Source organism: Stenotrophomonas nitritireducens (assembly GCF_001431425.1).
In the GTDB taxonomy this organism is placed as follows: Bacteria; Pseudomonadota; Gammaproteobacteria; order Xanthomonadales; family Xanthomonadaceae; genus Stenotrophomonas; species Stenotrophomonas nitritireducens.
On sequence record NZ_LDJG01000003.1, the window covers coordinates 310,351 to 322,412 of the forward strand.

At 68.5% G+C, this 12,062-nt stretch carries 12 protein-coding genes; 1 reads left to right on the forward strand and 11 read right to left on the reverse strand.

Going from position 1 to position 12,062, the window contains the following annotated elements; genetic code table 11:
• Position 1 precedes the first annotated feature (1 nt).
• The 11 genes from proB to ABB22_RS03325 all read right to left on the reverse strand — a co-directional run bounded on the left by proB (position 2) and on the right by ABB22_RS03325 (position 10,678).
• Complete coding sequence (proB, locus tag ABB22_RS03275) at positions 2 to 1,153, reverse strand: glutamate 5-kinase (protein WP_055769493.1); 1,152 nt, start codon at positions 1,151 to 1,153, stop codon at positions 2 to 4.
• A gap of 4 nt (positions 1,154 to 1,157) precedes the next feature.
• A complete protein-coding gene (locus ABB22_RS03280; RefSeq protein WP_055770336.1) occupies positions 1,158 to 1,397 on the reverse strand; it encodes a YciI family protein in 240 nt (79 codons plus the stop codon).
• Positions 1,398 to 1,646: 249 nt separating this feature from the next.
• Positions 1,647 to 2,939, reverse strand: coding sequence for an argininosuccinate lyase (argH, locus tag ABB22_RS03285; RefSeq protein WP_055769495.1), 1,293 nt, complete (start codon positions 2,937 to 2,939; stop codon positions 1,647 to 1,649).
• 103 nt (positions 2,940 to 3,042) lie between these two features.
• The gene (gene argC / locus ABB22_RS03290) at positions 3,043 to 3,996 is read right to left on the reverse strand and encodes an N-acetyl-gamma-glutamyl-phosphate reductase (protein WP_055769497.1); all 954 of its coding nucleotides are present in this window, start codon (positions 3,994 to 3,996) and stop codon (positions 3,043 to 3,045) included.
• On the reverse strand, positions 3,993 to 4,604 hold the full coding sequence (locus ABB22_RS03295) for a GNAT family N-acetyltransferase (protein WP_055769499.1): 612 nt from the start codon (positions 4,602 to 4,604) through the stop codon (positions 3,993 to 3,995). The genes argC and ABB22_RS03295 overlap by 4 nt, the downstream gene beginning before the upstream one ends.
• A 4-nt stretch (positions 4,605 to 4,608) precedes the next feature.
• The gene (locus ABB22_RS03300; RefSeq protein ID WP_055769501.1) at positions 4,609 to 5,925 is read right to left on the reverse strand and encodes an acetylglutamate kinase; all 1,317 of its coding nucleotides are present in this window, start codon (positions 5,923 to 5,925) and stop codon (positions 4,609 to 4,611) included.
• A 37-nt stretch (positions 5,926 to 5,962) separates the two neighbouring features.
• Positions 5,963 to 7,060: an acetylornithine deacetylase gene (locus tag ABB22_RS03305; protein WP_055769503.1), complete on the reverse strand. Its 1,098-nt coding sequence runs from the start codon at positions 7,058 to 7,060 to the stop codon at positions 5,963 to 5,965.
• Positions 7,061 to 7,102: 42 nt separating this feature from the next.
• Positions 7,103 to 7,522, reverse strand: a complete 420-nt coding sequence (locus ABB22_RS03310; RefSeq protein ID WP_055769504.1) for a GNAT family N-acetyltransferase — start codon at positions 7,520 to 7,522, stop codon at positions 7,103 to 7,105.
• A 10-nt stretch (positions 7,523 to 7,532) separates the two neighbouring features.
• A complete protein-coding gene (locus tag ABB22_RS03315) occupies positions 7,533 to 8,741 on the reverse strand; it encodes an argininosuccinate synthase (protein WP_425477775.1) in 1,209 nt (402 codons plus the stop codon).
• Between the two features lie 70 nt (positions 8,742 to 8,811).
• The gene (locus ABB22_RS03320; RefSeq protein ID WP_055769508.1) at positions 8,812 to 9,819 is read right to left on the reverse strand and encodes an N-acetylornithine carbamoyltransferase; all 1,008 of its coding nucleotides are present in this window, start codon (positions 9,817 to 9,819) and stop codon (positions 8,812 to 8,814) included.
• Positions 9,820 to 10,123: 304 nt separating this feature from the next.
• Positions 10,124 to 10,678 (reverse strand): hypothetical protein, encoded by a 555-nt coding sequence (locus ABB22_RS03325; RefSeq protein ID WP_055769510.1) that lies wholly within the window; start codon positions 10,676 to 10,678, stop codon positions 10,124 to 10,126.
• A 172-nt stretch (positions 10,679 to 10,850) separates the two neighbouring features.
• Between ABB22_RS03325 and cysS the strand changes: the two genes are divergently transcribed.
• A partial coding sequence (gene cysS, locus ABB22_RS03330) for a cysteine--tRNA ligase (protein WP_057505046.1) occupies positions 10,851 to 12,062 on the forward strand: 1,212 nt, incomplete at its 3' end.

Sequence of the window (12,062 nt, forward strand, 5' to 3'; positions counted from 1 at the left end):
CTCATGGCAGCAGCACGAGGTCGTCGCGGTGGATCACGTTGTCGCCATAGGTGTAGCCGAGGATCGCCTCGATCTCGCGGGTATGACGCCGGCCGATGCGGCGCACGTCCAGCGCCGAGTACTGGCTGATGCCGCGCGCCACGCATTGCATGCCGCCCTCGCCGTCCACCCGCACCTCGATCATGTCGCCGCGGCGGAACTCGCCCTCCGCGCCGGTCACGCCGCCAGGCAGCAGCGAAGCGCCCTTTTCGCGCAGGGCACGCGCGGCGCCGGCGTCGATCACGATGGCGCCCGGCTCGACCGGCGCGTGCCGCAGCCAGTATTTGCGCGCGGCGATGCGCGAGCGCCCGGCATGCAGGCGCGTGCCGCGCAGCCGGCCCTGCGCCAGCCCGCGTACCACCTCGCCGCTGCGGCCGTTGAACAGGAAGGTGTCGATGCCGGCGGCACCGGCCTTGGCCGCGGCCTGCAGCTTGGTATGCATGCCGCCGGTGCCGGCCGCGCTGCCGCTGCCGCCAGCCATCGCCAGTACCTGCGCGGTCAGCTCGACCACTTCGTCGATCGGCCGCGCCTGCGGATCGCGGCGTGGGTCGGCGGTGTACAGCCCGTCGATGTCGGTGGCGATGAACAGCGCGTCGGCATCGACCAGCGCGGCGACGATGGCCGCCAGATTGTCGTTGTCGCCGAGCTTGAGTTCGTCGACCGAGACGGTGTCGTTCTCGTTGATCACCGGCAATGCGCCGAGCGCCAGCAGTTCGGCCAGCGTGGCGCGCGCATTGAGGTAGCGGCGGCGGTTGCGCAGGTCGTCGTGGGTGAGCAGCACCTGCGCCACCGGCCGCTCGAAGAAGCGCTGCCACAGGGCGATCAGCTGCGCCTGCCCCAGCGCGGCCAGCGCCTGCCGCGCGGCGATGGCCGCGCCGGCCTCGGCCGCCCTGGGCACGATGGCGCGACCGGCCGCGACCGCGCCGGACGATACGATCACCATTTCCCTGCCGGCCAGCAGGTTGGCCGAAACGAACTGCGCCAGGCCCAGCGCGAAACGCGGGGTCAGGCCGCCGCCATCGGCCGCCAGCAGGCTGCTGCCGACCTTGAGCACCGCGCGCCGCCACGGCGGCAGGGCCTGTTCGGCGAAAGGCGAAGGCGCGGCGTCGTTCATGGGCTCAGCGGGTGTTCCATTCGTGGACGCTCAGTTCCGAGCAGTCCTGCAGGGCCAGCGGATCGGTGGCGACGATGGCGCGCGCCTGCTCCAGGTCATCGACATCGCGCAGCACGTAGGCGCCACCGCTGCCGTCGCTGAAGCCGCCGGTCAGGTGCAACCGCCCCTGCGCACGCAGCGCATCGAGGAAAGCCTTGTGCGGCCCGATCACACTCGCGTCGAACGTCGGTTTGCGCATGGCCATCACCAGGTACAGCTTCACGTTGTTCTCCACGGCATCGAATGCGGTTGTTGATGGTGCACCGCCGCGAGGCGGATGTGGGGGATGCTTTCGTTTCCAACCGTCTGCAGCGATGGGCATCGCGGTAAAGCCCAGCGGGGCGTTGCCCCGCTCTACAAGGCTATGGATCACCGCGCTTCTGTTGCGCCGGGCAATGCCCGTCGGGGACTTGCCGGTGAAGCTCCAGCGGGGCGTTGCCCCGCTCTACGTGCGTCACAAAGCCGCCCAGCGCGCCTGCAGTTCGTCCAGCCGCAGGTCGGCCGCCGCGCCCGGCGACACGCGTGCGGCCAGACTGCCCTCCGGCGTGCGTCCCTGCCCCGCCGTATCCGCAGCAGCCGCTGCCGCCTTGTAAGCCTCGCGGAACGGCACGCCGGCCACGGCGGCATCCACCGCCACGTCGGTGGCATACATGCCCGAATCGATCGCGGCGCGGATGTGGTCGTCGCGCCAGTCCAGGTTGGACAGCAGCGCCGGCAGCAGTTCCAGCGCCGCCAGGCCGCGGCCGAAGCCGTGGAAGATCGCGCCCTTGGACGCCTGCAGGTCGCGGTGGTAGCCGGACGGCAGCGACAGCAGCTGCTCGATCTCGGTGCGCGCGGCGGCCACGCTGGCGTGGGTGGCGCGCATCAGTTCGATCACGTCCGGGTTGCGCTTGTTCGGCATGATCGAACTGCCGGTGGTGTACTGCGCCGGCAGCGCCACGAAGGCGAACTCGCCGGTGGTGAACAGCGACAGGTCCCAGGCGATGCGGCGCAGGTCCAGGGTCGCGCCGCCGAGCGCTTCGAGCGCGGCCAGTTCGAACTTGCCGCGCGATAGCTGCGCGTAGATCGGGCTGACCTGCATGCGCGCGAACCCGAGCGCGCGCGTGGTGTGCTCGCGGTCCAGCGGCAGGTTGACGCCATAGCCGGCGGCGGTGCCCAGCGGGTTGCAGTCGATCAGCCGGCGCGTGTCGGCCGCGCGCACCGCGTTGTCGATGAAGGCCTCGGCCCAGCCGGCCCACCACATGCCCGCCGAAGACACCACGGCACGCTGGATGTGCGTATAGCCGGGCAGCGGCTGCTGCTGTTCGGCGCTGGCGCGGTCCAGCGCCACCTTCGCCACCTCGCGGCTGACCTGCGCCACGCGCTCCAGCTTTTCCTTCAACCACAGGCGCGTGGCGACGAGGATCTGGTCGTTGCGGCTGCGGCCGGTGTGGATCTTGCGCCCGGCATCGCCCAGGCGCTCGGTCAGGCGCGCCTCGATGGCCGAGTGGCAATCCTCGTAGCGTTCGTCCAGCACGAAGGCGCCGCTGCGGAAATCGTCGGCCAGCAGCGCCAGCTCGCGCTTGAGCGCGGCCAGTTCGTCGGCCGACAGGATGCCGATGTGCTGCAGGCCTTCGGCATGGGCGGTGCTGGCCTGGATGTCGTGCAGGAAGAATTCGCGGTCCAGGATCACGTCGTCGCCGGCGAGGAAGGCCTGGATCTTGGCGTCCACCGCGACGCCGGGTTTCTGCCACAACAGGTTGGTCATCGGAGTCTCTCGAGTAGTTTTCCCGGTAGGAGCGGCTTCAGCCGCGATGGAGCTTTACCAGTAAGTCCCCATCGCGGCTGAAGCCGCTCCTACGGGAATCAGGTCAATGCGGAATCGCGGTCAGTTCGGGCAGTCCCAGCGCGAGGTTGAGGTTCTGCAGCGCTTGTGTCGCCGCGCCCTTGAGCAGGTTGTCGATGGTTGCCACCACCACCACGCGCTTGCCGCCCGGGGCCAGGGTGAAGCCCCCGATCTGCACATCGTGGCGGCCGGCGATGCGGCTGACCCATGGCGCTTCGTCCACAACGTCCACCAGCGGTTCGCCGGCATAGCGCTGCTGGTACAGCGCCATCACCTCTTCGCGCTTGAGCGGCTGCTGCAGCCACAGGTTCGCGGTGAGGGTGATGCCGCGGAAATGCGGCGCGACATGCGGCATGAACTCCACCGGCACGCCGAGCCGCGTGGATACCTCGCGCTCGTGCACGTGGTCGGTCAATGCGTACGGCATCAGGTTGTCGCGCAGCAGGTCGGTGTTGTTCTTGTCCGACGGGGTGGTGCCCGCGCCGGAATAGCCGGACACGCCGAAACAGGCCGGCGGCCCGGCCAGCTGCGACAGCAGCGGCGTGATCGCCAGCTGCATGGCGGTGGCGTAGCAGCCCGGGTTGCTGATGCGCTTCTGCCCGGCGTAGTCGCCGCGGGTCAGTTCCGGCAGGCCGTAATACCAGGTGGTATCGAAACGGTAGTCGGCCGAGAGATCCACGATCACCGTGTCGGGCCTGGCCGCATCCAGCGCGGCGACGAAGGCTTCTGCCTTGCCGTTGGGCAGGGCCAGGATCACCGCGTCGGCGCCCTTGGCGGCCACCGCCTGCGGGTCGAGGCTTTCATAGTGCAGCTCGCCGCTGTAGCCGTCGTTGTGGTCGGACACGCGCTGGCCGTCCAGCTCGCGCGAGGACACGAAGGCCAGTTCGATCCGCGGGTGCGCGGCGATCAGCCGGATCAGCTCGGCGCCGGTGTGGCCGCGGGCACCGACGATGCCCAGCGAGAATTTCCTGTCGGTCATGAATGCGAATCCAGTAGGGACTGCAGATGGCTGCATACCGCCGGCCATTCGTTGTCGAGGAGGGAGAACACCACGGTGTCGCGCGGCGTGCCGTCGGCGTGGCGCTTGTGGTTGCGCAGCACGCCGTCCTGTTTCGCCCCGAGCCGGGCGATGGCGGCGCGCGAGGCGTGGTTGAACCAGCTGGTTTCGAAGCCAACGGCAATACAGCCCATCGCCTCGAAGGCATGCCGCAGCAACAGCGCCTTGGCCTCGGTATTCAGGCCGGTGCGCTGCACGCGCCGGTGGTACCAGGTGTAGCCGATATTCAGGCGCGGAACGCCCGCGTCCAGCGCATAGAAACGGGTACTGCCGACCACGTCGCCAGCGGCGTCCCTGACCGCGAATGGCAGCGCATCGCCCCGTGCCTGCGCGTCCAGCGCCGCGGCGACATAGCGCTCCACCGCGTCCGGCGCCGGCACGTTGGCGTACCACAGGCGCGAGAGCTCGCCCTCGCCCAGCGCCTGCCGCAGCGCCGGCACATGCTCCAGCCGCAGCGGTTCCAGCGCGACATGCGCGCCGCGCAGTTCCGGCACCGTGTTCCAGCAGGTGTTGGCCGAGGGCTGGTTCATGGCCTCATCCCTGCAGGCTGGCGGTGCGCCTGCCGCAGTGCTCGACGAAGCCGCGGATGCGCTCGAAGTCGCTGGCGCCGTACCAGAACACCTTCCAGTGGTCGAGCTTGTAGCAGCCGTCGGACTCGGCGTAATAGAAATGGTTGACCGGGTTGCCGTTGCGCGAGCGCCAGAACAGCTGCGGGGTTTCCTCCAGCATCACGTTCCACACCGCGCGCCCCAGGCCTTCGCCCTGCGCGTCGTCGAGCACGGCGAACTTGTCCAGGTACACGCCCTCGGCTTCGTCGGTGAGGATCACCGCCGTGCGGTAGTTCTCGCTGACATAGGCGCGCAGCAGCTTCGTCTTCTCGAAGTAGTCCGGCACCAGGGTGCGGCCGAAACTGGACTCGATCAGCTTCTTCAGCCGCGCGGTGTCCAGCTGTTCCCACGACGTCGCCTTGAGTACCTTCTCGCCGCGGCGCACCAGCGTGCCCGAGCCCTTGTGGGTGAACAGTTCCTTGGCCAGGTCGGCCGGGCGCGTGATCGATACCGAGGATTCCTCCGGCAGCCTGTCCAGCAGGTCCTTGATCTGCTCGATCTTGACCTTCATGCCGCCGTGCAGCCACGGCTGCTGGATCAGGTGCTCGTACTCGGTGGACAGGTTGATCGAATCGATCAGCCGGCCCTCGGCATCGAGCAGGCCGCCGGTGCCGGTGAGAAAGATGATCTTGTACGGCTGCAGTTCCTGCACCAGTTCGTTGGCGGCGAAGTCGGCGTTGACGTTGAGGATCTGCCCGCTCGGGGTTTCGCCCAGCGAGGTGATGACCGGGATCGAACCGGCGCGCAGGCTGGCCTCGATCGGTGCCAGGTTGACCCGCTTCACCTCGCCGACCAGCCCGTAGGTATCGCGGTCCAGGTACTCGGCTTCGAACACGCCGCCGGTGATCGAGGTGGCGCGCGCGCCGTTCTGCTGCAGCGCCTCGACCAGCTGCAGGTTGGACTGCTGGAACACCTTGCGCACGATTGCCAGCGCCTCGGGCGTGGTCACGCGCAGGCCGTTGACGGTGTGCTTCTCGATGCCGGCCGCCGACAGTTCGGCGTCCAGCTGCGGGCCGGCGCCATGCAGCACGATCGGGGTCAGCCCGACCTCCTGCAGGAACGACAGCGAGGAGGTCAGCGCTTCCAGGTCGTCGCGCAGCACCGCGCCGCCGACCTTGACCACGGCGAAGCGCTTGGCGTCCAGCTGCGAGAAACGCTTGAGGTACTGGCTGATCTCCTTCGCGCTGGCCATGCTCGAAAGCAGGCGCACGATGGTCTGGCGGGTCTGGCGGTGGGGTTGCATTGGATTCGTCTGTCGTGGGGTGGAGGAACGCGGCCGCTCAGGCGCCGCGCTGCAGGATCTGCAGGACCGAGCCGGCGTAACGCTGCAACTGCTCCAGCGTCACGAACTCGTCGGCGGTATGGGCCTGGGCGATGTCGCCGGGGCCATAGACCATCGTGGTGTAGCCGGCGGCGGAGAACAGCGAGGCTTCGGTCCAGAAATCGACCGCGTTGCCGATCGGCAGGCCCAGTTCGTCGGCGATATCGCGCGCGGCAAGGCGCCGCTCTTCGGCGCGTGCGATGTCGCCCGACGGCAGGCTCGGGCCACGGAAGGTTTCCTCGAAGTGCGCGGCGGCCGGCTCGGCGAAACCGGCGAAGGTCGCCAGCAGCTGGTCGATGTCCATCGACGGCAGCGGCCGGAAACCGAAACGCAGCTCCGCCTCGGGCGCGATCATGTTGGCCTTGATGCCGCCTTCGACCCGGCCGATGTTGAAACGCAGCCCGGTCAGGCCGCCGAAACGCGCATGCGCCAGCGACTGGACATGGTCCAGCGCGCGGCCGCCCCAGCGCATCGCCTGGTGCAGGGCGCTGGCCGCCGCATCCTGCTTGCCCGATGCATGTCCGGCACGGCCGCTGAACTTCATCAGCACCGAGCTGATGCCGCGGTGCGCCAGCACCGCCTCGCTCATGGTCGGCTCGGCCACCAGCACCGCCTCATAGGCAATGCCGCGCGCCAGGAACGCCGCGATGCAGCGCGGGTCGTTGGCCTCCTCGTCCGAGGAAAACAGGAAGGCCGCATCGCCATCGGTCAGGTTGGCCGCGGCCACCAGCGCGGCGGCGGCGCCCTTGATGTCGCACACGCCCAGGCCGACCACGCGGTCGTCCAGGCGCCGCATCGCATGCGGATCGGCGCTCCAGTGCGGCGAATCCGGCACCGTGTCCAGGTGCACGTTGAACAGGTACTTCGGCGTGCCGCGCACCGCGTACAGGCTGACCGCACCGGCGCCGTGGTCGATCACCTCTACCTCGAACCCAGGCAGGTTGGCGCGCAGGTAGTCGAAGATGCCGCCGGTGGTGATCGCGCGCGGCGGATTGCGGGTGTCGAAGGACACCAGCTTTTCCAGGTGCGTCAGGGTGTTGTCGAGCAGGTCGGTCATCGGTATGCAGGAGATAGTAGGAGCCGGCGGTATCCGCGCCGGTCAGGGAATCGGACGGGTGATTTCCATCAGCCGCTCGGGCCGGGCGACGGACGCGAAGCCGTACTGCGCGTACAGGTCATGCGCATCCAGGGTCGCCAGCATGAAACGGCGCAGCCCCTGCAACTGCGGATGGGCCATGACCGCTTCCATCAGCTGCCGGGAATGGCCGCGGCCACGATGCTCCGGCAGGACGAACACATCAGCCAGGTAGGCGAACGTGGCCGCGTCGGTGACGACCCGCGCGAACGCCACCTGCCCCGTGCCTTCCAGGTATCCGCCGAAGCACAGCGAGCCGGCGATCGCACGCTCCACCGTCTCCCTCGACACGCCGGGGCTCCAGTAGGCCCCGGTCGAGAGGAAGCGGTGGACCAGGGGAACGTCCAGTTCCCCCTTGTCCGTACTGACGCGCAGCCCGCCCATGCCGTCGTCCTCAGCTGTTGTTGACCTGCGCGTACAGCGTGGAGCTCATGCCGAACAGCTTGATGAAGCCTTCGGCCTCTTCCACGCCCCAGTCGGCCGACTGCGCGTAGGTCGCGCCCTTGGCATTGAGGATGTGCGGGGACTTCACCGCCACCGCATCGACGCGGGCGCCGCGGGTCTCCAGCACCACCTCGCCGTTGACCTTGCCCTGCGAAGACTTCAGGAAGGCCTCCAGGTCGGTCTTCAGCGGGTCGTGGTAGAAGCCTTCGTAGACCAGCTCCACCCACTTGCGCGCCGCCTCCGGCTTGAAGCGGTTCTGCTGCTTGGTCAGCACCGCTTCTTCCAGCGCGCGGTGCGCGGCCAGCAGCGCGGTCAGGCCCGGCGCTTCGAACACAATGCGGCCCTTCAGGCCGATCACGGTGTCGCCGGTGTACACGCCGCGGCCGACGCCATAGGGGGCGAACAGCTTGTTGAGCTTGCCCAGGATCTGCTCGCCCGGCAGCGCCTTGCCGTCCAGCTCCACCGCCTCGCCTTCGACGAACTTCAGGGTCACGGTCAGCGGCTCGATCGGCCACGCGCTGCGCGGCGCGCACCAGCCGCGCGCGCCTTCGCCCGGGGCTTCCCACTTGTCGATCTCGCCGCCGGACATGGTCACGCCCAGCAGGTTTTCGTTGATGGTGTAGGCCTTCTGCTTGGCGCGCACGCCGAAGCCGCGCTCTTCCAGGTAGGCCTGCTCGTAGGCGCGGGTCTGGGTGTGCTCCTTCTGGATCTCGCGGATCGGCGCGAGGATGCGGTAGTCGCCCTGCGCCTTCACCGCCAGGTCGAAGCGCACCTGGTCGTTGCCCATGCCGGTGCAGCCGTGGGCGATGGCGTTGGTGCCCAGCTCGGCGGCGCGTTTGAGGGCGGCATCGACGATCAGGTAGCGGTCGGACACCAGCAGCGGGTACTGGCCCTGGTAGCCCTCGCCGGCCCACACGAACGGCTTGACGAAACCGTCCCAGATCGCCGGGCCGCCATCGACGGTGACGTGGCTGGCCACGCCCAGTTCGGCGGCGCGCTTCTCGATGGTCTCGCGCTCCTCGGCGTCCACGCCGCCGGTGTCGGCGAACACGGTGTGCACGTTCCAGCCGCGCTCCTGCAGGTAGGGCACGCAGAAGCTGGTGTCCAGGCCGCCGGAGAAGGCCAGGACGATGTCGCGGGAGTCGTTGGGGGTGGTCATGTACGGGGTCTCGTTGGACGGCGCGGAAGCCGCCATTGTGGATACGGGGGAAAGGGAAACGACGGGGGAATCAGCGGACCAGCGCGGCCATGATCGCCTTCTGCACGTGCAGGCGGTTCTCGGCCTCGTCGATGGCGATGCACTGCGGCGAATCCATCACCCCGTCGGTGGCCTTGACGTTGCGGCGCAGCGGCAGGCAGTGCGAGAACACGCCGTTGTTGGTCAGCGCCATCTTGGCCTCGTCGACGATGAAGTGCTTGTACTGGTCGCGGATGGGCTTTTCCGGCGCCCAGTTGCCGAAGTACGGCAGCGCGCCCCAGCTCTTGGCGTAGACCACGTCGGCGCCGCGGTAGGCACTGGCGATATCGTGGCTGACGGCCAGCGAACCGCCGCTCTCGGCCACGTTCTGCTGCGCCCAGCCCATGTAGCGCTCGTCAAGGATGTACTGCTCGTCCGGGCACAGCAGGGTCACGTCCATGCCCAGGCGGGTGGCGATGGTCAGCGCCGAGTTGGCCACGGCGGTGTTCAGCGGCTTGGGGTGGTAGGTCCAGGTCAGCACGTACTTCTTGCCGCGCAGGTCGCTGGTACCGAAGTGCTCCTGCAGCGCCAGCGCATGCGCCAGTTCCTGGCAGGGATGGGTGATGGTCTCCATGTTGATGACCGGCACCGGCGAGTACTTCGCGAACGCCTTGAGCACGACATCCTGGCGGTCGTACTGCCAGTCCACGAATTTCGGGAACGCGCGCACGCCGATCATGTCCACGTAGCGGCCCAGCACCCTGGCCACTTCGGCGATGTGCTCCTCGGTGTCGCCATCCATCACCGTGCCCAGGTCGAACTCGATCGGCCACGCGTCCTTGCCCGGCTGCAGCACGATGGCATGGCCGCCCAGCTGGAACGCGCCCAGCTCGAAGCTGGTACGGGTGCGCATGGAGGGATTGAAGAACACCAGGGCGATGGATTTGCCCTTGAGGTCATCGCCCAGCTTGTTGCGCTTGAACAACGCGGCCTGGGTCAGCAGCGCATCGAGTTCGGCGCGGCTCCAGTCCTGGGTGTTCAAGAAGTGCTTCACAGACATCGATCCATCCTTTGCTGCTGCGGGAGCCACCGTTGCCGGTGGCGGTATGCGCTGACGCGCGGCTCATTGCAGTTGAAACTTTCGCGGAACAGAAACGAAAAAACCCAGCCTGGGCTGGGTTTTCCGAACAGACAGCACGAAGCTCCGGCTTACCCAGCGAATATGTGGGATTCCGGTCGGCGGGCACGCGACGTCATGCCGGAAGCCATCCGGGCGGTGCTGGTTTCGTGCTGGAAGCTGTTCGCTTTCATCGCCGGAGATGGTCGCACGCGTCCCGGTGGCACGCAAGTGCCGCGACGCAACATCATGGATTCGCCGGCCCCTGCTCCGGGCCCTCGCCCAGCTCGGGGGTGATCGACACCCGCAGCTTCAGGCGGTTGCCGGGGTCTTCGGGCAGGCGCGAGCGGTACTTGACGCCCTTGTAGACGTAATCCACGTCATAGGCGATGGGCCGGCGGAACTCGCGGCCGACCTCGATGATGCGGCACTCCGGGGTAAGCAGCGCGCCGTTGCCAGCGGCATTCGCGCGGCGCGCCTCGTCGGCCTCGTCCTCCCCGCCCTGGTGGCTGAAGATGCCCTTCACCGAATCCCAGAAGCGGCGGAAGCCGCCCTTCTCCTCCTCGCCCTTGACCTCGACCGGCGCCAGCGTGAGCGTGGAGACCGGCTCGCAGTGTTCCTCGGTACGGGTGGCGCGCAGGGTCTGGAACACCGGCTCGACGTTGAGCACCTGCGCATAGTCGTAACGCACGTTCTCGACGACGGCCACGCGGTTGCGCAGATCGGGGCTCTGCGCCCCGGCCGGCACGGCGGAGACGGCCAGCAGGCACGCGATGGACAGCGACACGGGAGCGCGCTTCATCGACACTTCAACGGGGACGGATGATGGATGACCACCGATATAGTGTAGGCAGCGCGAAGGACGGAGGCTGAACATTACCCGTCCGCCGTCCCGCTGCCCAGCCCGGGCGTGCCCGCCCTGCCCCGGCCCGCTAGAATTACCGGTTCTGCTTACCCCACCCACGGCACGCCCCATGGCCCTGCACCTGTACAACACCCTGACCCGGCAGTTGGAGCCGTTCGCCCCGCTGGATGCCGCCGCCCCGACCATGTACGTGTGCGGCCCGACCGTCTACAACTACGTGCACATCGGCAATGCCCGCGGCCCGGTGGTGTTCGGCGTGCTCGCCGGCCTGCTGCGGCGGCGTTACGGCGCCCTGCGCTACGCCCGCAACATCACCGACGTCGACGACAAGATCAACGCCGCGGCGCGCGAACAGGGCGTGCAGATCTCGGCCATCACCGACCGCTTCGCCGCCGCCTACCGGGAGGACATGGCCGCGCTGGGCGTGGCCCCGCCGGACATCGAGCCCGAAGCCACCGCCCACATTCCGCAGATCGTCGCCATGATCGGGCGGCTGATCGAGGCCGGCCACGCCTATGCCGCCGACGGCCACGTGCTGTTCGCGGTCAATACCTTCGATGGCTATGGCAGGCTCTCGCGCCGCGACCCGGACGAAATGCTGGCCGGCGCCCGCGTCGAGGTCGCTCCGTACAAGCGCGATGCCGGCGATTTCGTGCTGTGGAAGCCGTCCAGCGACGATCTGCCCGGCTGGGAGTCGCCCTGGGGCCGCGGCCGCCCGGGCTGGCATATCGAATGCTCGGCGATGGCCGCCGCCCACCTGGGCGAGACCATCGACATCCACGCCGGCGGCGTGGACCTGCAGTTCCCGCACCACGAGAACGAGATCGCGCAGAGCGAATGCGCCCACGGCGGCCGTACCTTCGCCCGTTTCTGGCTGCACAACGGCATGCTCAATTTCGGCGGCGCCAAGATGAGCAAGTCGCTGGGCAACATCGAACGCGTGCACGACCTGGTGCGACAGCACCCGCCCGAAGCGCTGCGCTACGCGCTGATGTCGGCCCACTACCGGCAGCCGCTGGACTGGTCCGATGCGCTGATCGAGCAGTCCGTGCGTACCCTGGACCGGCTCTACGGCACCTTGCGCGACCTGGGCGACATCCCGGCCGAGGCCGCCATCCCGGCCGCGGTGGAAGCGGCGCTGGAGGATGACCTCAACACACCGCTGGCGCTGGCCGAAGTGGCCCGCATCGCCGGTGAAGCGCGCAAGGCCGAAAGCGCGGATGACAAGGCGCGCCTGAAGAGCGAACTGCTGGGCGCGGGCCTGGCGCTGGGCCTGCTGCAGCAGGCGCCGGCAGCCTGGTTCGGCCGCGGTGCGGATGCC

Excerpts from the sequence above, each read along its gene's own strand:
- proB (WP_055769493.1), bottom strand. The coding sequence starts at position 1,153 with ATGAACGACGCCGCGCCTTCGCCTTTCGCCGAACAGGCCCTGCCGCCG.
- ABB22_RS03280 (WP_055770336.1), bottom strand. The coding sequence starts at position 1,397 with ATGGCCATGCGCAAACCGACGTTCGACGCGAGTGTGATCGGGCCGCAC.
- argH (WP_055769495.1), bottom strand. The coding sequence starts at position 2,939 with ATGACCAACCTGTTGTGGCAGAAACCCGGCGTCGCGGTGGACGCCAAG.
- argC (WP_055769497.1), bottom strand. The coding sequence starts at position 3,996 with ATGACCGACAGGAAATTCTCGCTGGGCATCGTCGGTGCCCGCGGCCAC.
- ABB22_RS03295 (WP_055769499.1), bottom strand. The coding sequence starts at position 4,604 with ATGAACCAGCCCTCGGCCAACACCTGCTGGAACACGGTGCCGGAACTG.
- ABB22_RS03300 (WP_055769501.1), bottom strand. The coding sequence starts at position 5,925 with ATGCAACCCCACCGCCAGACCCGCCAGACCATCGTGCGCCTGCTTTCG.
- ABB22_RS03305 (WP_055769503.1), bottom strand. The coding sequence starts at position 7,060 with ATGACCGACCTGCTCGACAACACCCTGACGCACCTGGAAAAGCTGGTG.
- ABB22_RS03310 (WP_055769504.1), bottom strand. The coding sequence starts at position 7,522 with ATGGGCGGGCTGCGCGTCAGTACGGACAAGGGGGAACTGGACGTTCCC.
- ABB22_RS03315 (WP_425477775.1), bottom strand. The coding sequence starts at position 8,741 with ATGACCACCCCCAACGACTCCCGCGACATCGTCCTGGCCTTCTCCGGC.
- ABB22_RS03320 (WP_055769508.1), bottom strand. The coding sequence starts at position 9,819 with ATGTCTGTGAAGCACTTCTTGAACACCCAGGACTGGAGCCGCGCCGAA.
- ABB22_RS03325 (WP_055769510.1), bottom strand. The coding sequence starts at position 10,678 with ATGAAGCGCGCTCCCGTGTCGCTGTCCATCGCGTGCCTGCTGGCCGTC.